The 22931-nt window shown below is 61.8% G+C and carries 28 protein-coding genes and 1 pseudogene; 16 read left to right on the plus strand and 13 right to left on the minus strand.

Translation table 11 applies throughout. The features are described from left to right. Nucleotides 1–381 precede the first annotated feature (381 nt). The 4 genes from BBJ66_RS27175 (at nucleotide 382) to ligD (ending at nucleotide 5327) form a co-directional block, all read left to right on the plus strand. The gene (locus BBJ66_RS27175) at nucleotides 382–1176 is read left to right on the plus strand and encodes an SDR family NAD(P)-dependent oxidoreductase (RefSeq protein WP_049732951.1); all 795 of its coding nucleotides are present in this window, start codon (nucleotides 382–384) and stop codon (nucleotides 1174–1176) included. Between the two features lie 103 nt (nucleotides 1177–1279). Next, nucleotides 1280–3436, plus strand: coding sequence for a glycogen debranching protein GlgX (gene glgX / locus BBJ66_RS27180; RefSeq protein WP_071091270.1), 2157 nt, complete (start codon nucleotides 1280–1282; stop codon nucleotides 3434–3436). 8 nt (nucleotides 3437–3444) lie between these two features. Beyond that, the gene (locus tag BBJ66_RS27185; protein ID WP_071091273.1) at nucleotides 3445–4452 is read left to right on the plus strand and encodes a DNA topoisomerase IB; all 1008 of its coding nucleotides are present in this window, start codon (nucleotides 3445–3447) and stop codon (nucleotides 4450–4452) included. Next, nucleotides 4449–5327: a non-homologous end-joining DNA ligase gene (gene ligD, locus BBJ66_RS27190; RefSeq protein WP_071091276.1), complete on the plus strand. Its 879-nt coding sequence runs from the start codon at nucleotides 4449–4451 to the stop codon at nucleotides 5325–5327. Before BBJ66_RS27185 ends, ligD begins: the two co-directional genes overlap by 4 nt. 12 nt (nucleotides 5328–5339) lie before the next feature. On the opposite strand, the gene BBJ66_RS27195 is transcribed toward ligD, so the two are convergent. The 5 genes from BBJ66_RS27195 to BBJ66_RS27215 all read right to left on the minus strand — a co-directional run bounded on the left by BBJ66_RS27195 (nucleotide 5340) and on the right by BBJ66_RS27215 (nucleotide 7759). Further along, entirely contained in the window at nucleotides 5340–6065 is a 726-nt protein-coding gene (locus BBJ66_RS27195) for a glutathione S-transferase (protein ID WP_071091279.1), read from the minus strand. Between the two features lie 148 nt (nucleotides 6066–6213). Further along, entirely contained in the window at nucleotides 6214–6390 is a 177-nt protein-coding gene (locus BBJ66_RS35095; protein ID WP_184341140.1) for a hypothetical protein, read from the minus strand. 10 nt (nucleotides 6391–6400) lie between these two features. Beyond that, a complete protein-coding gene (locus BBJ66_RS27205) occupies nucleotides 6401–6583 on the minus strand; it encodes a hypothetical protein (protein ID WP_071091285.1) in 183 nt (60 codons plus the stop codon). 136 nt (nucleotides 6584–6719) lie between these two features. After that, complete coding sequence (locus BBJ66_RS27210; RefSeq protein WP_071091288.1) at nucleotides 6720–6974, minus strand: DUF2934 domain-containing protein; 255 nt, start codon at nucleotides 6972–6974, stop codon at nucleotides 6720–6722. A gap of 143 nt (nucleotides 6975–7117) precedes the next feature. After that, nucleotides 7118–7759, minus strand: coding sequence for a UdgX family uracil-DNA binding protein (locus BBJ66_RS27215; RefSeq protein WP_071091890.1), 642 nt, complete (start codon nucleotides 7757–7759; stop codon nucleotides 7118–7120). Nucleotides 7760–7926: 167 nt separating this feature from the next. On the opposite strand from BBJ66_RS27215, the gene BBJ66_RS27220 reads away from it, so the two are divergent. The 5 genes from BBJ66_RS27220 (at nucleotide 7927) to BBJ66_RS27240 (ending at nucleotide 11951) form a co-directional block, all read left to right on the plus strand. Next, the gene (locus BBJ66_RS27220; protein ID WP_049732942.1) at nucleotides 7927–9390 is read left to right on the plus strand and encodes a phospholipase D-like domain-containing protein; all 1464 of its coding nucleotides are present in this window, start codon (nucleotides 7927–7929) and stop codon (nucleotides 9388–9390) included. Between the two features lie 185 nt (nucleotides 9391–9575). Beyond that, complete coding sequence (locus BBJ66_RS27225; protein WP_049732941.1) at nucleotides 9576–10391, plus strand: endonuclease/exonuclease/phosphatase family protein; 816 nt, start codon at nucleotides 9576–9578, stop codon at nucleotides 10389–10391. A 210-nt stretch (nucleotides 10392–10601) separates the two neighbouring features. Next, complete coding sequence (locus BBJ66_RS27230; protein WP_071091291.1) at nucleotides 10602–10907, plus strand: hypothetical protein; 306 nt, start codon at nucleotides 10602–10604, stop codon at nucleotides 10905–10907. Nucleotides 10908–11059: 152 nt separating this feature from the next. Next, a complete protein-coding gene (locus tag BBJ66_RS27235) occupies nucleotides 11060–11488 on the plus strand; it encodes an EF-hand domain-containing protein (RefSeq protein WP_049732939.1) in 429 nt (142 codons plus the stop codon). Between the two features lie 94 nt (nucleotides 11489–11582). Beyond that, entirely contained in the window at nucleotides 11583–11951 is a 369-nt protein-coding gene (locus BBJ66_RS27240; RefSeq protein ID WP_049732938.1) for a hypothetical protein, read from the plus strand. 9 nt (nucleotides 11952–11960) lie between these two features. Here the strand turns inward: BBJ66_RS27240 and BBJ66_RS27245 are convergent, their stop codons facing one another. From BBJ66_RS27245 to BBJ66_RS27280, 8 genes are all read right to left on the minus strand, one after another. Then, the gene (locus BBJ66_RS27245) at nucleotides 11961–12419 is read right to left on the minus strand and encodes a DUF411 domain-containing protein (RefSeq protein ID WP_071091294.1); all 459 of its coding nucleotides are present in this window, start codon (nucleotides 12417–12419) and stop codon (nucleotides 11961–11963) included. Between the two features lie 56 nt (nucleotides 12420–12475). Continuing rightward, a complete protein-coding gene (locus tag BBJ66_RS27250; RefSeq protein ID WP_049733023.1) occupies nucleotides 12476–12763 on the minus strand; it encodes a copper-binding protein in 288 nt (95 codons plus the stop codon). Between the two features lie 24 nt (nucleotides 12764–12787). Continuing rightward, nucleotides 12788–13267 carry a cupredoxin domain-containing protein gene (locus tag BBJ66_RS27255; RefSeq protein WP_071091297.1) on the minus strand — a complete coding sequence of 160 codons (480 nt, stop codon included), beginning with the start codon at nucleotides 13265–13267 and terminating at the stop codon, nucleotides 12788–12790. Nucleotides 13268–13301: 34 nt separating this feature from the next. Next, nucleotides 13302–14648: a multicopper oxidase family protein gene (locus tag BBJ66_RS27260; RefSeq protein WP_071091301.1), complete on the minus strand. Its 1347-nt coding sequence runs from the start codon at nucleotides 14646–14648 to the stop codon at nucleotides 13302–13304. A gap of 14 nt (nucleotides 14649–14662) precedes the next feature. Continuing rightward, on the minus strand, nucleotides 14663–16129 hold the full coding sequence (locus BBJ66_RS27265; RefSeq protein ID WP_071091305.1) for a TolC family protein: 1467 nt from the start codon (nucleotides 16127–16129) through the stop codon (nucleotides 14663–14665). Then, nucleotides 16126–16350: a hypothetical protein gene (locus tag BBJ66_RS27270; RefSeq protein WP_049732933.1), complete on the minus strand. Its 225-nt coding sequence runs from the start codon at nucleotides 16348–16350 to the stop codon at nucleotides 16126–16128. The genes BBJ66_RS27265 and BBJ66_RS27270 overlap by 4 nt, the downstream gene beginning before the upstream one ends. 92 nt (nucleotides 16351–16442) lie before the next feature. Beyond that, complete coding sequence (locus BBJ66_RS27275) at nucleotides 16443–16850, minus strand: hypothetical protein (RefSeq protein WP_071091308.1); 408 nt, start codon at nucleotides 16848–16850, stop codon at nucleotides 16443–16445. A gap of 168 nt (nucleotides 16851–17018) precedes the next feature. After that, on the minus strand, nucleotides 17019–17522 hold the full coding sequence (locus tag BBJ66_RS27280) for a cytochrome b (protein WP_071091311.1): 504 nt from the start codon (nucleotides 17520–17522) through the stop codon (nucleotides 17019–17021). Nucleotides 17523–17674: 152 nt separating this feature from the next. On the opposite strand from BBJ66_RS27280, the gene BBJ66_RS27285 reads away from it, so the two are divergent. The 7 genes and pseudogenes from BBJ66_RS27285 (at nucleotide 17675) to BBJ66_RS27315 (ending at nucleotide 22886) form a co-directional block, all read left to right on the plus strand. Then, on the plus strand, nucleotides 17675–18001 hold the full coding sequence (locus BBJ66_RS27285; protein ID WP_071091314.1) for a hypothetical protein: 327 nt from the start codon (nucleotides 17675–17677) through the stop codon (nucleotides 17999–18001). Between the two features lie 38 nt (nucleotides 18002–18039). Then, nucleotides 18040–18474 (plus strand): CopM family metallochaperone, encoded by a 435-nt coding sequence (gene copM, locus BBJ66_RS27290; protein ID WP_049732930.1) that lies wholly within the window; start codon nucleotides 18040–18042, stop codon nucleotides 18472–18474. Between the two features lie 11 nt (nucleotides 18475–18485). Next, a pseudogene (locus BBJ66_RS27295) lies at nucleotides 18486–18814 on the plus strand (four-helix bundle copper-binding protein). A 104-nt stretch (nucleotides 18815–18918) separates the two neighbouring features. Further along, a complete protein-coding gene (locus BBJ66_RS27300; protein WP_071091317.1) occupies nucleotides 18919–19473 on the plus strand; it encodes a cytochrome c in 555 nt (184 codons plus the stop codon). A 230-nt stretch (nucleotides 19474–19703) separates the two neighbouring features. Beyond that, nucleotides 19704–20426, plus strand: coding sequence for a FadR/GntR family transcriptional regulator (locus tag BBJ66_RS27305; protein WP_049732927.1), 723 nt, complete (start codon nucleotides 19704–19706; stop codon nucleotides 20424–20426). Beyond that, nucleotides 20423–21595 carry a PLP-dependent transferase gene (locus BBJ66_RS27310; protein ID WP_071091320.1) on the plus strand — a complete coding sequence of 391 codons (1173 nt, stop codon included), beginning with the start codon at nucleotides 20423–20425 and terminating at the stop codon, nucleotides 21593–21595. Before BBJ66_RS27305 ends, BBJ66_RS27310 begins: the two co-directional genes overlap by 4 nt. A 31-nt stretch (nucleotides 21596–21626) precedes the next feature. Continuing rightward, nucleotides 21627–22886 carry an ABC transporter substrate-binding protein gene (locus BBJ66_RS27315; RefSeq protein ID WP_071091323.1) on the plus strand — a complete coding sequence of 420 codons (1260 nt, stop codon included), beginning with the start codon at nucleotides 21627–21629 and terminating at the stop codon, nucleotides 22884–22886. Nucleotides 22887–22931 lie beyond the last annotated feature (45 nt).

A 22931-nucleotide genomic window follows, 5' to 3' on the forward strand; every position in this document is an offset into this window, starting at 1 on the left:
CAATCGCAAGCAAAATGCGCAGGGCAAACTGGAACAAAGAATTCTTCTTCCAGCTCTTTGCTCATATGCGATAGCCCTGCCCACAAGGGGGAGGGGCTAACGTGCACACCGCCTCATGCAGCCATCAATCGTATCAATCTGCCGAACGGTAGCGGGCAAGAGCTATCTTTTGGTCACCGTCGGTCACCGCAGCTTAGCCCCTCGCCCTTGTGGGGAGGGGTTGGGGAGGGGACTTTCCGATCCGAACAAGCCAGCCACTGCATTTCCCCGACGATGCAAATCTCCCGCTTTCGTGCATTGCCCTTCGCCGATTTCGGCTGATAGACTTCCCCTGTCTGTTTCATCACCTATGTCCTTGTCTTTCGGGAGGCTGTCTTAGCCATGGCGGAACTTGCTCAATCGCTCGCATCGATCAAATTGCCGGATCTCGCCGGCAAGGCGGTGCTGATCACCGGCGCCTCGACCGGCATCGGGGCGGCGCTCGCCCGCGCCTTTGCGGCGCAAGGGGCGAAAGTCGGCGTGCATTACAATGCCAGCCGCGAGCCGGCGGAGGCGCTCGCCGAGGAGATCAGGGCCGCCGGCGGTACGGTACATCTGATCCAGGGCGACGTGTCGCGGGAAGGCGAGACGGAGCGTGTCGTCGAGGAGACGGCAAAGACCTTCGGCCATCTCGACGGGCTCATCAACAATGCCGGCGGCATGCTGGGGCGTAAGCCGACCTCGGACTATACCGATGCGCATTATGCCGCTGTCATGGATCTCAACGCCCGCTCGGTGCTGGCGGCAACGCGGGCGGCCTATCCGTGGCTAAAGAAGCAGGGCGGCTTCATCATCAACACCACCTCGATTGCCGCCCGCAACGGCGGCGGCAATGGCGCGATCCTCTATGCGGCATCGAAGGGTTTCGTCTCGACGATTACCCGCGGTCACGCCAAGGAATTCGTCGCCGACAGGATCCGCGTCAACGCCGTGGCGCCGGGAGTCATCGCCACACCCTTCCATGAGCGCTATACCAATGACGAGCAGATGGAGCTGCAGCGCAAGTCGATCCCGATGGGTTTTGTCGGCACTTCGGAGGATTGCGTGGGCGCCTATCTCTTCCTCGCCTCGCCGACGCTCTCCGGTTACATCACCGGCCAGATCATCGAGGTCAATGGCGGCCAGCTGATGCCGTAAACGTCCCATCCGGCGCACAAGATCGTTGCTTTTCCCGGTTTATCACGGAACTTTAGAACCGCCGTAACGTTTCCCGCTTGGTCTTTTCATCGAGCGGGGCATCATGAGCTTTTCATTTTCGGAACTCGACTTCCTCAAGCCGGAGCTGGGGGCGGAGTATACGGGTTCCGGCACGCATTTCGCCGTCTTCTCGGCGCATGCGGAACAGATCGAGCTCTGCCTCTTCTCGCCTGACGGAAAGGACGAGATTGCCCGGATGCCGCTGCCGAAGCGCGAGGGTGACATCTGGTCGGGTTATGTCGCCGGCGTCGGGCCGGGCACCGTCTACGGCTATCGCGCCCATGGCCCTTACGATCCCGGCGCCGGCCATCGTTTCAATGCCAACAAGCTTCTCCTCGACCCCTATGCCAAACAGGTGACGGGCGCCCTCAAATGGGACGACGCGCTGTTCGGCTATCAGATCGGCGAGGACGACCTTTCCTTCGACGAACGCGACAGCGCGCCCTTCATGATCAAGGGCGTGGTGCAGGATCCGGATTTCGACTGGGCGGGTGAAGAGGCGATCCGAAGGCCCTGGCCCGATACCATCATCTACGAGGCGCATGTGCGCGGCCTGACGATGACCCATCCGAAGGTGCCCGACCGGCTGCGCGGCACCTTTCTCGGCATGTGCAGCGATCCGATCATCGGCCATCTCGTCAAGCTCGGCATCTCGGCGATCGAGCTTCTGCCGATCCAGTTTTTCCTCGACGATCGTTATCTCCTGGAACAGAACCTCAGCAATTATTGGGGCTACCAGACGCTCGGCTTCTTCGCGCCGCAATCGCGTTACCTCTCCGGCGACAAGATCACCGAGATCAAGACCATGGTGCGGAAGTTCCATGCCGCCGGCATCGAGGTGATCATGGATGTGGTCTACAACCACACCGCCGAGGGCAGCGAGAAAGGGCCGACGCTGTCCTTCCGCGGGCTCGACAATGCCAGCTATTACATCCTTTCGCCCGACGATCCCCGCCACACCTTCGATACCACAGGCACCGGCAACACCCTGAATGTCGCCCATCCGATGGTGATGCGCATGGTGCTCGACAGCCTGCGCTACTGGGTCGGGGTGATGCATATCGACGGCTTCCGCTTCGATCTCGCCAGCACGCTCGGACGGCAGGATCTGGAATTCGACCGCCAGGGCGCGTTCTTCGGCGCCATAAGGCAGGATCCGATTCTCTCCGGCGTCAAGCTGATCGCCGAACCCTGGGATATCGGCGAGGGCGGCTATCAGGTCGGCGGCTTCCCGCATCCCTTCCGCGAATGGAACGACAAATTCCGCGACGACGTGCGCCGTTTCTGGAAGGGCGATGGCGGCATGGTGTCGGAACTGGCGGCCCGCGTCACCGGTTCGGCGCCGCAGTTCAACCATTCCGACCGGGGGGCGACCTCCTCGGTCAATCTTCTCTCGGCCCATGACGGTTTCACGCTGACGGATACGGTGTCCTTCGACGGCAAGCACAACGACGCGAACGGCGAGGATAACCGCGACGGCCATTCGGACAATCATTCCGACAATATGGGCGCCGAGGGCGCGACCGATAATGCCGACATCAATGCCGCCCGCGCCCGGCGTCGGCGCAACATGGTGGCGACGTTGATGCTCTCCCAGGGCGTGCCGATGATCCTCGCCGGCGACGAGCTCGGCAATAGCCAGGGCGGCAACAACAACGCCTATTGCCAGGACAACGAGATCGGCTGGACCGGCTGGGATGGGCTAGACGATCCCTTTCTCGATTTCTTCAGGCAGGCCGTCGCCTTCCGCAAGGCGCATCCGGTGCTGCGGCAGGAGCGGTTCCTGACCGGCGAGGTGAGCGAAGACGGGCGGATCGAGATCGCCTGGTACAAGCCGGACGGCAGCTTCATGGATGACGGGGCCTGGAACGACGATGGATTACAGGTGCTCGGCGTCTACCTCTCCAGGAGCGTGCATGCCCCTGAGACCGAGACGATGGACGACCTCTTCCTCGTCTTTAATGCCGGCGGCGACTGTCAGATCCACCTGCCCGAGGTGAACGGGCTGCGGCAGTGGTCGAGGGTTCTCGATACCGGGACGGAGACGGAGGCCTTCGCCGTGCACGATCAGGACAATCCTGTGATGGTCTACGCCCAGAGCGTCGCGGTCTTTGCGCCGACAGGTCAGACCCAGCCGCCGGAGGGGGCGACCAAAGCCCAGCGCCGCCGCTGGTTCCAGTTCGGGCGTCGGAGCAAGTAGCAGAAAAAATGAATGCCGAAGCCATCACCGAACTTGGTCTCGTCTATGTCAGCGATGCCGAACCCGGCATCCGCAGGCGAAGGAAGGGCAAGGGTTTCAGCTATGTCATGCCCGACGGGACGACGCTTGCCGATGAATTGCAGCGGGCGCGCATTAGCGCGCTCGGCCTGCCGCCGGCCTATGAGAATGTGTGGATCTGTCTCTACGACAATGGCCATCTGCAGGCGACGGGCATCGATGCGCGCGGGCGCAAGCAATATCGCTATCACAAGGACTGGCAATCCTTTCGGAGTGCGGGAAAATTCCATCAACTGATCGAGTTCGGCCGGGCGCTGCCGAGGATACGCCGCACCGTGCTGCGCCATCTCGACACCGGCGCCGAGGATGTCAGCGGCGTGCTGGCCGCCTTGACGACGCTGCTCGACGAGGCGCATTTGCGCGTCGGCAACCAGGCCTATGTCCGGGAAAACGGCACCTATGGCGCAACGACCCTGCTGAAGCGGCACCTGAAGATCGTCGACGGGCAGATCGAGCTGAAATTCCGCGCCAAGGGTGGCAAACGCGTCCAGCGCAGCCTCAAACATCCCAGGCTGCAGAAGATCCTTGAGGAGATCGCCGATCTGCCCGGCCGCCAGCTCTTCGTCTGGAAGGATGAAAACGGGTCGCTGAAGCCGATCGATTCCGGCCGGCTGAACGCCTATCTGGCCGAAATATCGGGTATTCCGATTTCCGCCAAGACTTTCCGCACCTGGGCAGGGTCGCTGGCGGCTTTCGGCGCGGCGCGCGAGACGATTGCCGGCGGCGGCCGGCCGACAGTAAAGCAGATGTCGGAGGCCTCGGCCGAGGCGCTGCACAACACACCGGCGATCTCGCGCTCGAGCTATATCCATCCGGCGATCATCGCGCTCGCCGGCAACGATCATCCGGTGATCGAGAGCGGCGCCGAACCGCTGCGGGGCTTGCGGGCCGAGGAAAACAGGCTACTTGATTTCCTCACACGCGAGATCGAGGAATGAGCCCGAGCAATCCGCCGAAATCAGACGTAGTCCTGACCCATCCCGACCGGCTGTACTGGCCGGACGAGGGCGTGACGAAGCAGGTGCTCGCAGAATATTATGCGGCGGTCTGGCCTTTCATCGCGCCTTATCTCATCAACCGGCCCTTGGCGCTGCTGCGCCTGCCGGACGGGATAAAGGGCCACCAGCGGTTTTTCCAGAAACATGCCTGGAAGGGCATGAATGCCCATATCGGGGAGATCGCCGATCCGGAGGAAACGGATGGCGAAAAGCTGCTGTGCATTGGCGATTTCGACGGTCTTATGGCGCTGGTGCAATCGGCCGTGCTTGAAATTCATCCCTGGGGCACGACGACCGACCATTGGGAAAGACCGGATATGATCACCATGGACCTCGATCCGGGCGAGGACGTGGCCTGGAGCGCGGTGATTTCTGCAGCGCTCGACGTGAAGGCGCGGCTCGAAGCCCGCGGCCTTGCCGCCTTCGTCAAGACCTCGGGCGGCAAGGGGCTGCATGTCGTGACGCCGCTCGCGCCGAAGGCCGGCTGGGCCGAGGTCAAAGATTTCGCCCATTCCCTTGCCGAAAGCATGTCGGCTGAGGCGCCGGAAAAATATCTCTCGACCGCGACGAAGGCCAAACGCGGCGGGCATATCTACATCGACTATCTCCGCAACGGCCGCGGCAATACGGCGGTTGCCGCCTATTCGACACGTGCGCGGCCGGGGGCGCCGGTTTCGATGCCGATCGATTGGACCGAATTGAACGAGATCAGCGGCGCGGCCGCCTTCACGCTCGCCAATGTGCCGCAGCGATTGGAAACCCGTCCGAGCGACCCATGGCGCGATTTCTTCGATGCGGCCGCACCGCTGGAATGAATGGCTCTCCGCTCATCCCGCGCTGTCGAGTTCGGGGTAATGCCGGAAAATCCCGTCCTCGTTGAAGGCGAGGCGGCGAGGGGAAGCGAGATAGCGGGCAATGTTCGGACGCTGCATCACCCGATCATGCAGGGCGAGCAGTACAGGATATTCCGCCTTGCGCTTCGCCATGGCGTTCGGAAAGGCATAGCTCAGCCCCTCGACTATCTGAAAGAGCGACAGGTCGACATAGCTGAGCGCATCTCCCACAATATGGTGCGGACCTTCCGGATTCTGCCGCAGCACACGCTCGAAATAACCAAGGAATTTCGGAATGCGATCGCGGATGAAGGCGGCCGAGCGGGCTTTCGCTTCCGGCTTCTGATCCTCGTAATAGAGCGACGTATCGATCGGGTGATGGGTGTCATGCACCTCGGCGACAAAATCGGTGACGGTGAGCTGCAACCCGTTGGCGACATGTCGAAGGCCTTCGTCTTCAGGCGCAAGGCCGAGCCTCGGGCCGAGATAAAACAGAATGTTGGCGACATGCGGGATAATGAGGTCGCCGTCCTTCAGGAAGGGCGGGGCGAAGGGAATATGCGGTTCGCTGTCGCTCTTCATCAGCGCGAACATCGCATCCGTACCGCGACCGGGCTCACGGGTGACGTCGACATAATCGGCGCCGGCTTCCTCAAGCGCCAGCCGCACGAATTCGCCGCGGCCTTGAAGGCCGTCCCAATAATAAAGCTCGTATGCCATATCCGCTCATCCTTCGGTTGACGACACAAGTCTTTTCGCAGTTCGTTCCTGGCTTTTTCAAGGGTGCGCGCCGTGTGTCGGGCATCGTCGCCTCCTCTGTTGCAAAGGAATCAAACCAGTACTGCCCGGTGGCGGCCGCCCTTGCGCGCTATTGTTTCCGATAGAGTTTTTGCGATGCGGCGAAGGCGCGGCCGATAGCGAAGGAGGGTGGCTGCACCGGCGCGCGGGGATCGCGGAAAACCAGCCCGACGAGATTGTCGACGACGAGGATGAAGCCGAGCGCGAGGCCGAGGTAGAGCAGTGCGGCGGTGAGGAGGAGCGACATATCCATCCCTCTAGACGATCGCCGCCGGAGCACGGCCGCCGGCTGCGGCGATCGGGACGGAGAGGATATCAGCACAGTCGTCGTTCATGGCAACTTCCCCGGTTTTGCCGTAAACAACCAATGTATCTTCTTGTTCCCTCCGATCGGGCGAGGGCTCAATTTTTTCAGAAAGCCTCAAAGCGTGCAGCGTCATCCGGCCTCTGTTCACCCCCGCATGGAAGCCCGTCCTCCGGAAATTCGATAATGCACAACTAATTCAAGCTTATGACAAAAAGCATCAAAGGGCGCCGCGACGACGCCCTTTTTTGATCCAGCTGCTTGAATTCTTATCAGAGTGCCGTCTTGCGACTCGCGGTCCGTTTCGGTGCCGGCGTCACGACGCCGTTCGTCTTGCTGCCCGCGACGCTGCGCTTGGCCTTGGGTTTGACTTCCTTGCCGTCGGATGAGGCAGCGGAGCCCTCGAGCGTTTCGCGCTCGTGCCGTGCCTGTTCCCAATGGATGGATTCTCGTCCTGTCGGATAGCCCTCTTCTTCCCAGAGGGCGTATGCACGTCTTTTGATCCACTCATCCCGAGTTTCTGCCATCGCTGATCTCCAGTCACATGATGCCGTCGTTCGAACGCGATACTGTCGGGATGGTTCCAGAGGAACGGAACTCTTTCAAGCGAAATCGCCCCTACAACCGGAAATATTTCGCGTTGCAGCATATTAGGGTTGAGAAGAGGCGCTCAGCGCCCGCCAAACTCCGCCGCCTTGTGCAGATCTGACACGAACTCCAGGCGCAACCTGTGCCGTTCTGCCTCGTCGCGAATGCGCAAGAGATAGGAGGGGTGGATGGTGACCAGAACAGGCGGATGGTTTGCCGGCTGCAGAATATGGCCGCGCGCCGGCGTCAACTTCACCTTCGGCCCGAGCAACGCATAAACAGCGCTTGCGCCGAGCGCCACGACCAGTTTCGGTTGCAAGATGTTGAGCTCAGCGCCGAGCCACCAGGCGCAACGCCGGATCTCGCCGGTATTGGGTTTTGCATGCAGCCGCCGTTTGCCCCGTGGCGTGAACTTGAAGTGCTTGACGGCATTGGTGACATAGCAGCGCTTGCGGTCGAGACCCGCCTCGTCGAGGCAGTGATCGAGCAGCTGGCCGGCGGGGCCGACAAAGGGCTTTCCGGTCAGATCCTCCCGGTCACCCGGCTGTTCGCCGACGAGGACGATCTCGGCTTTCCCTGAGCCTTCGCCGAAGACGATCTGCGTGGCATTCCTGTAGAGATCACAGCGGGTGCAGCCTTCGGCCTGATGGCGCAGTTCGGCAATGCTGTCGGCATTCGCGACTTCGAGCGCCAGGGCAGGACCGACGGTTGCGGCTATGTTCATGATGGCGATCCTCATCTCATTGGGATCAATCGATCTGTGCCGGGATTGTTCCTGCCTTCGCGATCGGGCCCGCCAGCCGGCAAAATGATCACGGCGAGGAAATTTCGCGTCATGGGAGAGAGCAGGCGCGATTGAACGCTGCCGTTTCCCGGCTATATTTGCCAGCGATGTTCTATCTCCTGTCGACCTACTGGCCGCATATCCTCTTTGTCGTTTCGATCGCCATGGGGGCCGCGGCGGCGATCCATGCCGCCATGACCAAGGAGGAGGTGCGTGCGGCGATCGGCTGGGTCGGCGTCATCATCCTGTCGCCGATTATCGGGGCGGTGCTCTATGCGATCGCCGGCATCAACCGCATCCGCCGCAAATCGCTGAGCATTCGCCGCGATGCGCTGCTGCCGGCGGCCGAAATCGACGAGTTGGAGACGTTCGACGCCGAGGCCGAGACCGTCATCAGCCAGTTCGGCCGCCGCTTTGCGGCGCTGCAGACGCTCGGCGATCGGGTGACGCGCAATCCGCTGACCTCGGGCAATACCATCGACGTGCTGGAGACCGGCGACGAAGCCTATGCGGCGATGAAATCCATCATCGACGCGGCGGCGCGCAGCATCCTGCTCGAAACCTATATTTTCGACCGCGACGCGATCGGGCTGCGCATCGCCGATGCGCTGATTGCGGCGGTCAAGCGCGGTGTCGAGGTCCGGGTGCTGATCGATGCGGTCGGCGCGCGTTATTCGGTGCCGAGCATTCTCGGCCATCTCAAGGAGGGCGGCGTCACCGTCGCCGTCTTCAACGGCAACGTCATCATGGGCTTGCGGCTGCCCTATGCCAATCTGCGCACCCACCGCAAGATCCTGATCGTCGACGGAAAGATCGCGTTGACCGGCGGCATGAATATCCGCGCGGGCTTCAGCGAGGAAGCGACGGGCGAAAGCTTTGCTCACGACACGCATTTCAGCGTCACCGGGCCCGTCGTTGCCGATCTCTTCGATCTTGCCGCGGAAGACTGGCGCTTCTCGACGCAGGAGCTGTTGAACCGCGAGTCCTGGCGCATCGAACCGCCGCAGCGCAGCCCCGGCGACCCCATCCTGATGCGCGTCGTCGCCTCCGGGCCGGACCGCAGCGTCGAGACCAACCATAAGATGTTGATGGGCGCCTTTTCCGTGGCGCGCCAATCGATCCGCATCATGTCGCCCTATTTTCTGCCGGACCGCGAACTGATCAGCGCGCTGGTGACAGCGGCGCGGCGCGGCGTCGAAGTCGATATCGTCGTGCCCGCGGTCAACAACCTCGTGCTGGTCGACCGGGCGATGACGGCGCAATTCGACCAGATCCTCAAGGGTTACTGCCGCATCTGGCGCTCGACCGGCAGTTTCAGCCACTCGAAGCTTTTGACGATCGACGGCACCTGGGCCTATGTCGGCTCATCCAATCTCGACCCGCGCTCGCTCAGGCTGAATTTCGAGGTCGATCTCGAAGTGCTGAACGAGGGTTTTGCCGGCGAGATCGACGAGCATATCGAGGAAACCCTGAAATCGGCAACGCCGGTGACGCTCGACGGCTTGCGCGCGCGGCCCTTCCCCGTGCGGCTGCTTGAAAAGGTTTTGTGGCTGGGTTCGCCCTATCTCTAATGCATGTCGCTCAAAAGTGTGCAGCGGTTTTGGGAGGACGACATTCATAAGACAAAAATCTGGCGCGTTGCATGAATCAAGTCGATGCGACGCGCCTTTTTTGCGGTCGGACATGGCAAGTTCCGCTGGCCCTCCTATACTGCCGAGAGAAGCCTTTTTGATCAACGGAATGACTGCGCCTTCCGATGCACGCCAAGAAAGACAATCTTCCTTCCAGCATTCTCGCCTCGATCCGGAGCAGGAAGAAGCGGCTCGACCCGGCCTATACGGAAACACGGCCGCGCAGCGACGGAACGCTGATCGCCTCCTACAACGTGCACAAATGCGTCGGCACCGACCGCCGCTTCGATCCGGAGCGCACCAGCCGGGTGATCCATGAAATCGGCGCCGACGTCATCGCGCTGCAGGAGGCCGATACGCGCTTCGGCGAGCGCACCGGCATTCTCGATCTCGGCCGGCTGGAGCGGGAAACCGGGCTGATCCCGGTGCCGGTCGCCGGCATGGCCAAGGCGCATGGTTGGCACGGCAATGTCGTGCTCTTCAAGAAGGGGCTGGTGCATGACGTGCACCAGGTCAAGCTGCCGGGGCTGGAGCCGCGCGGCGCCCTCGTCGCCGAGATCGAGCTTGAGCAGGGCGGGGTGCTGCGCATCATCGCCGCACATTTCGGCCTGCTGCGCCACAACAGAGCCCAGCAGGCCCGCATGCTGGTCGAACTCATCAACGACAGACGGGAGATGCCGACCATCCTGCTCGGCGACCTCAACGAATGGCGGCTCGGCGACCGCTCCTCGCTCAACACTTTCCAATCCGCCTTCGGCCCGTTGCCGCCCGCCGTCCCCAGCTTCCCCGCCGGCCTGCCGCTTCTCGCCCTCGACCGCATCATCGCCAACCGCAAGGGCATCATCTCGGAGGTGGAGGCGCACGATACGCCGCTGGCGCGGATTGCCTCGGATCATCTGCCGATCAAGGCGCTTGTCGATCTGGGGTCAGCAGGCCGGTAGACCAGCTTTCGCAAAAGCGCGCAAACGCCTCCCGCCAGAATTGAGCACTCGGTTAGAGCAGGAGCGGCGAACAATTTTCGCGCCCAAACCTGCCATGCTGCCTCGACAAGCTGGGCGCCGTTCTTGACCTGGATCAAGGTCATCGCGACAGGATAAACTTACGGTCGATTTGTGGTCTTACGGCATCAACAACTCCGAAGGAGAACCACAATGGCGAATACAATCTTCCAGACCCGTTCCGGTGCGTCAACGGCGACGCCCGCGCAAGTTTCCGTCCCCATTCTCGGCGCAACGGTGGCGGCTTCTACGGCCGTATCGTTCCTGCTTTGCATACTTCTTGGCTTCGTCGCTCCCGAATGGGGGCTCCATAGGCCGTGGCTGCAGTTTTACCTCGGGCTCACCGGCTTCGACCTCTGGAGCGTGGTGCTCGGTACGGCTCAAAGCGTCGTCTTCGGGGGCTATGCGGGCGTATTGCTCGGAACCATTTTCAATGTCATCAGCCGCCGTTTTGGCTGAATAGCTACGCCCTTCGACTGCTGTCGCCAAGGCGGTGGCCTCTGTCGATCGGGCTGGCCCGGCGGTGTGTACCGAAGCACATAAAATCGCAGTCGCCCCGCTGCCGCGTCAGGCAGTAGCGGTGAACTGTTATCAGCCAAAGGAGAAGGCTTATGAGAGTGACGATTATCAACGCAGTCCTGCTGGCCGGGGCCATCACCGTCTGCGGGGCAGGTCTGACTTTTGCTCAGGCTAATGGGCCGGATCCGCATCATTCCGAAGAATCGCCGCAGGCCGCCTCGCCTTCGGACATGGGAGGAATGAACGGAAGCCAGGGAGCAATGCCCGGCTCCGACAAGATGCCAGGCGGGATGATGGGGCACGGCATGACGATGCGATCCGGCATGATGGGCGGCATGCCGATGATGGGCATGCGTGGACCGATGATGAAGATCATGTTCGCGGTCGCTGATACCGACGGGGACGGCGCACTTTCCTTCGAGGAGGTGACGGTGATCCACAAACGGATCTTCGGCAGCGTGGACGCCAACAAGGATGGAAAGGTCACGACCGAGGAAATTCAGGCCTTCTGGCAGCCTTAGCGAACCCGGCGGATCTGGGTCGGGGCTCTCTGGATGGTCGCGGGGCCTCAGAGGATATGATAGGATACTGACGAACTCATCGCGGGAGGGGTAAGTGCGCCGAGCCTTTCTCACTGTAATCCTTTGCACGCAGTTCGCCTCGATCGCGGCCGCGTCCGAGCTTTCGGTCTTCCATACGGCTTCATTCGGCAGCAACAGGTCGATCAGCCTCAGCGTGGCCGCGGGCGGCGCCGCCCGAGATCCCGCCTTCGATTTCGACGTCGTCATCGCGCTATCGGAACTCGACGGTGGCGGAGCAGTGCTCTATCGGGACGCCGGAAGACACCAGGCAAGCGTGCGATGCGTTTCCCCCGCCATGGTGCGGATCAAGTCCGCCAACTACGCGGTCGATGTTTCGGCGCGGCCGGGTGCCGACTGGAAGCACGATCTCTGGGCCGCGCTCTGCACCGCCCCGGTCTCGTAAGAGCAACGGTCAGCCCTTCCGGGGGCGGACTTCCATGAAGACATACGGCGCGCCGGCTCCGGAGGGGATCGCGTAGACGTCATAGGCGGCCTTGCCATCGTCTCCCATTCCCAGCGAGCCCGGTGGCATTCCCGGCACCGCTAATCCGCGGATGTGCGGCCGCTCCAGCAGACGTTCGACGGCTTCGAGCGGCACATGTCCTTCAAGGTAGTATTCCTCGACGACTGCGGTGTGGCAGCCCTCCATGCCGGGGGGTACCGCTAGCCGCGCCTTGACGGCGGCCAGGTCGTCCGAGTCGTGGACGTCGACGGAATACCCTGCCGATCCCATCGCCTTCGCCCATTCGTGGCAGCAGCCGCAGTTCGGATCCCTGTAGACCGTCATCTTGGTTGGAACGGTGGCATGCGCCCTACCGCCCGGAAACGCCAGGGCGGTCCCCGCCATTACGATGAAGCTTCTTCTATGCATCGTCTCCACCTCTGGATGTCCACCGCCCGACTGGGAGCCGGGCGGTGGAAGGTTTGCTATTTTACCTCGGTGACGGTCAGCTTGCCGTTCACGCGCTCGGCGACGAACTCGACGTTGGCGCCCTCCTTCATCTTCGCGAGGATCGCCGCGTCTTCGACCCGGAACACCATGGTCATTGCGGGCATGTCGAGGTTCTTCAGGTCTTCGTGCTTGATGGTAACCTTCTTCGCCTTGGCGTCGACCTTGTTGACGACGCCCTTGGTGAATTCCTGAGCGAAGGCACCGAAGGCTGCGCTCGCCGAGAGAAGAGCAGTCAGCCCGATCTTGATCATTGCGGATTTCATCTTCATGGCTCCTGTTATTGAGGATTATTTCCCAACGACTGTGACGTCGCCGTGCATGCCGGCTTCGTAGTGGCCAGGGATCAGGCAGGCGAACTTGAACTCGCCGTCGGTGGTGAACTTCCAGACGATTTCGCCGGATTGGCCGGCCGGCAGGCGGATGGAATTTGCGTCGGCATGTTCCATTTCGGGGAACTTCTCCATGACCGCCTTATGCTCGAGAATCTTGTCTTCCTCATCGAGCACGAACTCGTGGTCGACGGTCCCTGTATTCTTGATCGCGATCTTGACAGTCTGTCCCTTCCGAACGTTGAAGACGGCGGGGGTGAACAGCATCTTGCCGTCGTCGGTTTCCTTCATCGTGACACGGATCGTCTGTGATGCTTTCGTCTTGTCGCCGGGTTCGCCAATGGCCATTTTTTCACCATGGCCGCCAGCGTGAGTGCCGGAGGCGAGGGCCGGCGATGCGAGGGCGACGAGCGCCAGTGCCAATAGATAGTTCTTCATGCGTAGATCCTTTTTTGACGTAGGAGACTTGGCCTCAACCGTTTGTCGGTTTCGGCGTGATTTGGGTTTTCGCGTCTTTGGCCTTGGTCGCGTCCGGCAGTTCGCCGGTCCACTCCCAGGCCTGCGTTCCGGGCGGGTTTTCGTACCAGCCCGGATCGGCGTAATCGTCCGCCGAGACGCCCTCGCGGACCTTGACGACCGAGAACATGCCGCCCATCTCGATGGGGCCGTGGGGACCCCAGCCGGTCATCATCGGCACGGTGTTCTCGGGAATGGGCATTTCCATTTCGCCCATGTCGGCCATGCCCTTGGTGCCCATGGGCATGTATTCCGGCTGCAGCTTCCTGATCTTCTCGGCTACCTTCGATTTGTCCGCGCCGATGAAGGTCGGGATGTCGTGTCCCATGGCGTTCATTGTATGGTGCGACTTGTGGCAGTGGATCGCCCAGTCGCCGAGGTACTTGGCGTCGAACTCGTAGGCGCGCATCGCACCGACCGGGATGTCGATGCTCACCTCCGGCCACCGCGCCTCCGGCCGCACCCAGCCGCCGTCGGTGCATGTCACCTCGAAGTCATAGCCATGCATGTGGACGGGGTGGTTCGTCATCGTCAGGTTGCCGACGCGGACCCGTACCCTGTCGTTCCTGGAAACGACGAGCGGGCTGATGTCCGGGAACACCCGGCTGTTCCAGCACCACATGTTGAAGTCGGTCATCTCCATGATACGCGGCACGTAGGAGCCGGGATCGATGTCATAGGCGTTGAGCAGGAAGACGAAGTCGCGATCGACGCGCATGAACTTCGGGTCCTTCGGATGGACGACGAAGAAGCCCATCATGCCCATCGCCATCTGCACCATCTCGTCGGAATGCGGGTGGTACATGAAGGTGCCGGACTTCACGAGGTCGAACTCGTAGACGTAAGTCTTGCCGACGGGGATGTGCGGCTGCGTCAGTCCGCCGACGCCGTCCATTCCCGATGGCAGGATCATGCCATGCCAATGGATCGTCGTGTGTTCCGGCAGCTTGTTGGTGACGAAGATGCGCACGCGGTCGCCTTCGACCGCTTCGATCGTCGGGCCCGGCGACTGCCCATTGTAGCCCCACAGGTACGCGGTCATGCCGTCGGCCATCTCCCGCTCGACCGGTTCGGCGACGAGGTGAAACTCCTTGACGCCGTTGTTCATTCGGTGAGGAAGGGTCCAGCCGTTGAGGGTGACGACCGGCTGGTAGTCCGGACCGGAGGTCGGGTGGAGCGGCGGCTGCATGTCCGCCGATTCCATCGTCGGGGCATCGGGGAGGCCCATTGCCGATGTCTTCGTCCAGGCGCCGGCCGCAAGCAGTGCGGCACTCGCACCGAACAGTTGTCGTCTATTGAACATGATGGGTTCCTTTCTCAATGGCCGCCGCCACCGCTGCTTTCGGAAGCAGCGGCGACCTCGGTCTCTGCCGACGCGTTCGTCGCGCCGCCGCCGTAGATCGCCGGCGCGAGGTTGGCTTCGGCCAGCCAGAAATCGCGCTTCGCGTTGACGGAGAGCAGGATGGAGTTGATCTTGTCGCGGGTATCGGTGAGCAGCTCGAAGGTGTTCGAAATCATGCCATTGTAGGTCAGCAGGGATTCTTCCTCGACCTTGGTGCGCAGCGGCACGACATTATTGCGGTAATGCCGCGCGATGTCGTAGTTCGAGCGGTAAGCCTCGTAGGCGGAGCGCGCTTCCGAGCGGACGTTGACGGCCTTCTCCGCAAGCTGGTTCGCCGCACGCATGTACGCCACCTCGGCCTTGCGCATACGGGCCTTGCCGGTGTCGAAGATCGGGATCGAAAACTGCAGCTCGACCTGCGCGGTCGTCCTTGTCTTCTTCTCGTCGTCCTCGATTTCCCGTTCCGTTTCGAAACCGGTCAGGATTTCGAGGTCGGTGACATAACGGGTCGCTTCGGTGAGGCCGTAGGACTTGGCGGTGACCTCGAGTTCGAGCTTCGCGACCTGGAGGTCTATCCGGTTTCGGAGCGCCTCGGCCTCGATAGTGTCCCTTTTGGCGACGGACCTGGGCAGCGGCGGCAAGCTGTTTGGAATCTGATAGTCCAGATCCATGCCCCAGAGGCCCATGAGCCGGGTCAGTTCTTCCTTGGCGAGACGGGCCGACAGGCGGGCCTTCGCGGTCTCTCCGGCGAGTTCAGCGACGAACACGTGCTCGCGGGCTTGGGCACCCTTGGTCATCGCCCCGGTCTCGCCCAGCTTTTCGGCGAGTTCGGAAGCCGCGTCCGCCGCGGCCTGGGCGCGCTGGAGCTGGCCGACGTTCTCCCAGCCCGCCACCGCCCCGATCCAGGCACGCCGCGTATTGGCGGCGACCTGGAGCGTTCGCACGGCTGCGATCAACTGTGCCTGCCGGAAACGAGTATCGGCGATCGCTATGTCCCGGTTCCTGGTCGCAAGCGCCAGGATGTTGGTCGCGATCATCCCCTCGATGGTCTTGAACGCCTCCAGTTCCGGCGTCCCCATTCCCGTCGTGCCGATGGAGGCAGTCGGATTGATGAACATCGTCGACTGCCAGGCGTCGGCAGCGCTGTCACCCAGATCGGCGTAGACGACCTGCAGGCCCTTGTTGTTCAGGAGGGCGATCTGGACCGCCGTCTCGACGTCGAGGGACTTGTTTCGAGCGAGCAGGCTTTTGACCTGCGCGGACGCCGACCGGGCCTGGCTCTGGCTCTGGATCCAGACGGTCTCTTTCGCCGTGACAATGGCGGTCTTGTTGGAAACGGCCGTGAAGCCTGCCTCCTTGCCGGAATACTCGGCGCCTGTGACGCAGCCGCTCAGCACCAGCGGGAATGCCAATGCCGTCGTCAATTTTCTGAGGTCGATCACGAGGCGTCTCCCTTGGCCGGAGCCTGCAGATCGTTCTGTCTGCGCCATGGCTTGGGATCGACAGGCTGTCTGATGGTGTAGCCGGAGATCGGCGAGCGGTATGCCACGGCGCGCGCGGGCGGCTGTTCGACTGCGGCGGCAGAGGCCACCACGTCGGGAGGAAGTGTGGAGCAGCCGCCGATGACAAGCGGCAGCCCCACCAAGAAAAGCGAGGGTTTCATTATGAAATGTCCGAAAAAGAGATAGCCTACCGGGCGCTCGCCCAGATACGGGCAGGCGACCGACTGGACCCGTCAAGCGGGTGCGTCTCTAATCAGATATTCGGGGGACGGTGGAGAGCCGGCAGTTCGCCAAGGGCGGTACGGTCGTCGGCGAACTGGCGGATTGAGGTCACGACGGGTCCGCCGACGTCGGGGCCTTCACAGATGATGCCAAAGCCGCCGCAGAAGTCCTTGCAGCATTCCTGCTTGACGAGCTTGGATGCACCGTCGCCATCATGGGATACGTCGGATACATCGCCATGCGAATGGCCGTGATGGGCCGCTTCCGTCATGTCATGGCCCTCGTCGGATGGTGTGATGTCCGAGACGGCGACCTTCAGCTCGGGGAACGAGGAGCCATGCATCGCTGCGTTGGCGTTCGACAGCGAGTACCCCGCCAGTGATACGATGATCACCAGCCGCATCATCATGAGCAGCCTGCTCACTGTGATTCGGTACATCTTGCCCATTTCCAACGAACTACATGCAAAGCAGCGCAATTTCAATTAGGACAACGTCTCGTCGATGTTCGAGTCCTTTATGTGGCGCGAATATAACGTTGTGCACAGCTTCACGATCCTCGGGTCGTCGCCAAGACGGGCCGCTAAATCGTGTCGACGCCGGCCATATCACAGTTCCTGGGCTGACCGCTTTCGGCGCGGAAACACCATCCGGTCGACCGTCTCGTCACGGGCGATGAGCGTGTGCCAGGCCGCCGCGGCGAGATGCAGGGCGACCATCCCCAGGATGACCCTCGACCCCACGACGTGGTACGGCGCGATCCCGAACCAGAAATAGCTTGCGACGAATCCCATGCAGGCCTGCGCGATGATCGCTGCGTAGAAGGCGTGATGAAGTACCGCTGCGACCCGCCCGGCCCATGTGCCGGAAGGGCGTGTCTGCGGCGGCTGGATGATACGAAGAGCCAGCCTGATGCCCATCAGCAGGCCGATCGCCATTCCCGCGTAGTTGTGGAGGTGGTGCTGGACAACATCCCAGTGCGACGGGGTCATGCCCATGTGGACGGCGTGGTGGGTTCTTTCGATGCTGCCGCCCGTCAGGTACTGGACCGGCACCAGGAGGGCGACCAGCCAGTGAAGTCCTATCTGGGTCAAAGAATAGCCAGCTTTCATCGAGCCCCTCCCGGAAGAGGCGCAGACTAACCGGCGTCAGTTAATGCTTCCTCATCGGCCAATTTCCTAAGCGGCTGCCCGCCATAGATCATCCGGCACGGGGAACAATTCTGCTGCCGTACGGTTCTATGGCAAAAGGGAAATCCAGCCGAATGAAACTTGGGAGCATATTCCGCCACGCTCAGATCGTCGTCGTCGCCCTATTGGTGACGGCGCCTTTCGGCGTGGCCCTTGCGTCTTCCGCCGTTCAAATTCAGCGCTGTGCCGTTGCGGTGGAGCATCATCGCCATGGCGGAGATGAGTGCGGGCAGCGGACCTTGTGCTGTTCGACGACGCACTGCTGTCCGATCCTTCCGGAACTCGCCGCGGTTGCGGCGCCGCGCCTGGAGCCGGGTCGGCACGAAACGAAGCCGGTCGGCTACCGGCCGCTGCTGCTGATCCGCGCGATCGATCCGCCGCCCCGAAGCTCGGCTGCATAAGACCCAATCCATCTTCAATCAGATATCGGAGCACGATCATGAATATGCTCTCCAAACTAGCCGCTTGCGCGGTTGCCACCGCTGCGTCCTTTGCAATCCTTCCATCGGGCGCTTCCGCCCAGTCGACGACGGCCTATCCGGAGAAATGCAAGTCCCAGGGCATGGGCATGTCAAAGGCGGACATGCCGTCAGGCGGCATGCAGATGGGCGAGATGACCGACTACCAGAAGGCGTCGATGGAAGGCATGAAGGACATGCACATGAACATGATGCAGGGGATGATGAAGAAGGACGCCGACCTCTCCTTCGTCTGCGGCATGATCGCCCACCACATGGGCGCGATCAGCATGTCGGAGGTTGAGCTCAAGTACGGCGACAACGACGAGGCCAAGCAGATGGCCCGGAAGATCATCGAAGCCCAGAAGAAGGAGATCGAAGAGATGTCCAAGTGGGTGGACAAGGAAGCCAAATAGGAGATGCCGCCATGCATCATATGTCGACTGAAATGAAGGCCTGCATCGACAACTGCCTGGCCTGCTACGGCGAATGCCTGTCGATGGCCATGGGCCATTGCCTTGAACTGGGCGGAGAGCACACGAAGCCCGCGCACTTCAAGCTGATAATGGCCTGCGCGGAGATCTGTCGGACCTCCGCGCATTTCATGCTGATCGGCTCCGAGCCAAGCATGTCTGCCGGGAATGCGCCGAAATCTGCGCCCAGTGCGCCGAGGACTGCAAACGGATCGGCGACATGCAGAGCTGCGTCGACGCCTGCCGCCGCTGCGCCGATAGCTGCCGCAAGATGGCGGCTTAATTGGGAAGGCGCCCGCCCTTTTGCTGCCCAAATAGGAACGGATATCCGGTGAAGCAAAGGATATCCGTAGCGGTGACAAAGGGGCGGGTTGGACCGCAGCGTTGATGAGACAGACCACTTGCACGAACAACGTCGGACTGCTTTCCATCATGGCAGCGCTTTTGATGACGGCAGTCCCGTCGTCGGCCGCCGAGGATGTTGTTGTCCTTCGGCAGGCGGACATGAAGGCCATGGCCGCCGCGGCGAAGTCGATCTCCGGCATGTTCAAGGATCCGGCGAGCTATAAAGCCGTCGAGTTCAGGTGGGCGGCCGACACCATCCGCGATAAATCGGGCGTCGTCCTCGCCGGACACTTCGCAATCGAGGCCGCCGGCCCGCAGTCGAAGGCCAAACCGAACATCTTGGAGGAGCGCGACCGGTTCGACCGTATGGCGAACGATCTGCGCGACTACGCCGTCGCGCTGGACGCCGCGGCGGAGAAAAATCCTGGACCGATGCCCGCGAGCATGCGCATGAAGCCTGGAGAGCCCATGGGCGGCGGCCCCTTAGGCACTCACGTCCGCAACGAGCAGGAGCTGTCGGAAATGCCGGCGGAACACGCGTTCCACCTTATGCTTCAGACCTGCGCGACCTGCCACGCCAGATTCAGGATGGAATGAGGCCGACCACCCGCGGCCGTGGATTGCTGGCCTTGTTCAAGCTCTAAACGAAACCCAGCTTCATCTGTTGCTCTCCGGGCGACGACGCCGATTCGGAGGTGGAAAAGGACATTTTGGAGGGGCGGATGAGATGCTGATGCAACACCCCTTGACGCCTTCCCATCTTTGAGAAATGCTAAGATGTCAGACCAATTTCATGGCCTGACTGCCTGATAAGAAAATGGGGAACCATGAAGGCAAAGCTTAGCGATAGGCCGGTGATCCGGCCGCTTCCCGCCATGGACCGCGCGCGTCAGGTGACCGATGCGCTGGCGGACTATGTCGAGGATGCGCGCCTGCAGGCCGGTGATCGGCTGCCGGCGGAGCGGGAGCTGATGGCGGCCCTTGCGGTCGGGCGTTCGACCATTCGCGAGGCGATCCGGCATTTTCAGGCGCTTGGGGTGATCGAGACGCGCAAGGGCAGCGGCACCTATCTGCTGAAGCCGGTGTCCCGGGCAACGATCCATATGCCGCTGTCGTTCGATGCGGTGCATCTGCGCGATGCGCTGCTGCAGACCCTGGAGGTTCGCCGCGGCATCGAATGCGAAGCGGGCATGGTCGCAGCTAGACGGCGCACCGCAAAGGATCTCGTCGTCATCGAGGAGAAACTCAACGAGATGGAGCGGGTGCATCTGGAGAAGGGCACCTCAGGGCCGGAGGATCTGGCCTTCCATCTCGCCGTCTACGACGCCACCCACAATCCGCTGTTTCGCCAGCTTCTCGAGCAGATGCGCGAGACCTTCGAGCGCTTCTGGGAACATCCCTTCGACCGGCAGGATTTCGCCCGCCGGTCCTTTCCCTTTCACCGCACCCTTTTCAACGCCATCGCTGCCGGGGATGCCGAGGCGGCGCGCGCGGAAACATTGAAAATTCTCGACATCGTCGAGGAAGACATCAAGGAAATGTCCAAATGAGCAGCGGCGCCGACCCGTTCGATCTTGCCTCCATCATCACCGCCCATGACGACGGCAATTTCGCCGATGCGGTCGTGCCGCCGATCTTCCAGACCTCGCTTTTCACCTTTTCCGATTATGACGAGATGATCACCGTCTATCGCGGCGAGAAGGTACGGCCGACCTATACGCGCGGGTTGAACCCGACGGTGCGGGCCTTCGAGGAAATGCTGGCCAAGCTCGAAGGCGCTGAAGATGCGCTGGGTTTTGCCAGCGGCATGGCGGCGATCTCGTCTTCCGTGCTGAGCTTCGTCGAGCCGGGCGACAGGATCGTTGCCGTCAAACACGTCTATCCCGATGCCTTCCGCCTGTTCGGTACCATCCTGAAGCGGATGAAGATCGAGGTGACCTATGTCGACGGGCGCGACGAGGAGGCGGTTGCCAGCGCGCTGCCCGGCGCCAAGCTTCTCTACCTGGAAAGCCCGACGAGCTGGGTGATGGAGGCGCATGATGTCGGCGCGCTCGCGGCGCTGGCCAAGCGGCACGGCGTCGTCTCGATGATCGACAACAGCTGGGCGAGCCCGTTCTTCCAGCGGCCGCTGACGCTCGGCGTCGATCTCGTCATTCATTCGGCCTCGAAATATCTCGGCGGCCATAGCGATGTCGTGGCGGGCATCGTCGCCGGCTCGAAGGACATGATCGCGCGCATCAAGGCCGAGGCCTATCCCTATCTCGGCGGCAAGCTTTCGCCCTTCGACGCCTGGCTGCTCATCCGCGGCCTGCGCACCCTGCCGCTGCGCATGCGGGCGCATGAGGCGTCGGCGCTTGAAATCGCCCGGCGCCTGCAGAAGCTCGAGGTGGTCGAGACGGTCTGCCATCCCGGCCTCGCCAACCGTTTGCCCGCCGGGCTCAACGGCACCTCGGGCCTGTTTTCCTTCATCTTCCGCGAGGGTGTCGATATCCGCGCCTTCGCCGATCACCTCAAGCTCTTCAAATTGGGTGTAAGCTGGGGTGGACATGAAAGCCTGATCGTACCGGGCGAGGTGGTGCTGCAGCAGAAGGCACAGCCGAATTCCGCACATGCCTTCGGCATCCATGCGCGATCCGTACGCCTCCATGTCGGCCTCGAAGGAACCGAGGCCCTGTGGAGAGACATCGAGGAGGCGCTCGCCGCCGCCCCGCAATCCTGAAACCCGAGAAACCTAAAAGGGGGAACTGAGCATGAAAAAACTAATAATCTCGACGCTCTTTGCTTCGATGATGGCGGGCACCGCCTTTGCCGACACCACGCTCAAGCTTGTCGAAGTCATCACCAGCCCGGAGCGCACCGAAACGCTGAAATCGATCGTCGGCAAGTTCGAGGCCGCCAATCCCGGCACCAAGGTCGACATCATCTCGCTGCCCTGGAACGAAGCCTTCCAGAAGTTCGCAACCATGGTGTCGGCCGGCGACGTGCCCGATGTGATGGAGATGCCCGACACATGGCTGTCGCTCTATGCCAATAACGGCATGCTCGAAAGCCTCGAGCCCTATCTCGAAAAGTGGGAGCACACCAAGGAACTGACGCCGCGCGCCCTCGAACTCGGCCGCGACGTCAAGAACACCGCCTATATGCTGCCCTATGGCTTCTATTTGAGGGCGATGTTCTACAACAAGAAGCTGCTTTCGGAAGCCGGTGTCGCAGCGCCGCCGAAGACGCTGGAGGAATTCACCGCCGCTTCGGAAAAGGTCTCCAAACTGTCGGGCAAATACGGCTACTGCATGCGCGGCGGTGCCGGCGGCCTCAACGGCTGGATGATTTTCGCCGCCTCGATGGCCGGCTCCAACAAATACTTCAACGAGGACGGCACCTCGACGATGAACAGCCCCGGCTGGGCCAAGGGCATCGAATGGATGGTCGATCTCTACAAGAAGGGCTATGCGCCGAAGGACAGCGTCAACTGGGGCTTCAACGAAGTCGTCGCCGGCTTCTATTCCGGCACCTGCGCCTTCCTCGATCAGGATCCGGATGCGCTGATCGCCATCGCCGAACGCATGAAGAAGGAAGATTTCGGCGTCATGCCGCTGCCGAAGGGGCCTGACGGCAAGTCCTTCCCGACCATCGGCTACGGCGGCTGGTCGATGTTTTCGACCAGCGGCAACAAGGATCTCTCCTGGAAGCTGATCGCCACCCTCGAAGGGCCGGAAGGCAATATCGAGTGGAACAAGCGCATCGGCGCCCTGCCGGCCTATACGGCAGCCGAGAAGGATCCCTTCTATGCCGGCGACCAGTTCAAGGGCTGGTTCGAGGAACTGGCGGATCCGAACACGGTGCCGACGGTGATGCCGACCTACCTCGAAGAATTCGCCTTCTTCAAGGATTCGCTGGCGATCAAGACCTCGCAGCAAGCCTTGCTCGGCGATATCTCGGCGAAGGATCTGGCCGACCAGTGGGCGGACTATCTGACCAAGGCGCAGCAGAAGTTCTTGTCGAAGAAATAAAGATAGAGGGCTTTGAGATTGAAGCCCCCTCATCCGCCTGCCGGC

The sequence above is a fragment of the Rhizobium sp. RSm-3 genome, from assembly GCF_001854685.1.
GTDB classification, from domain to species: domain Bacteria; phylum Pseudomonadota; class Alphaproteobacteria; order Rhizobiales; family Rhizobiaceae; genus Rhizobium; species Rhizobium ecuadorense.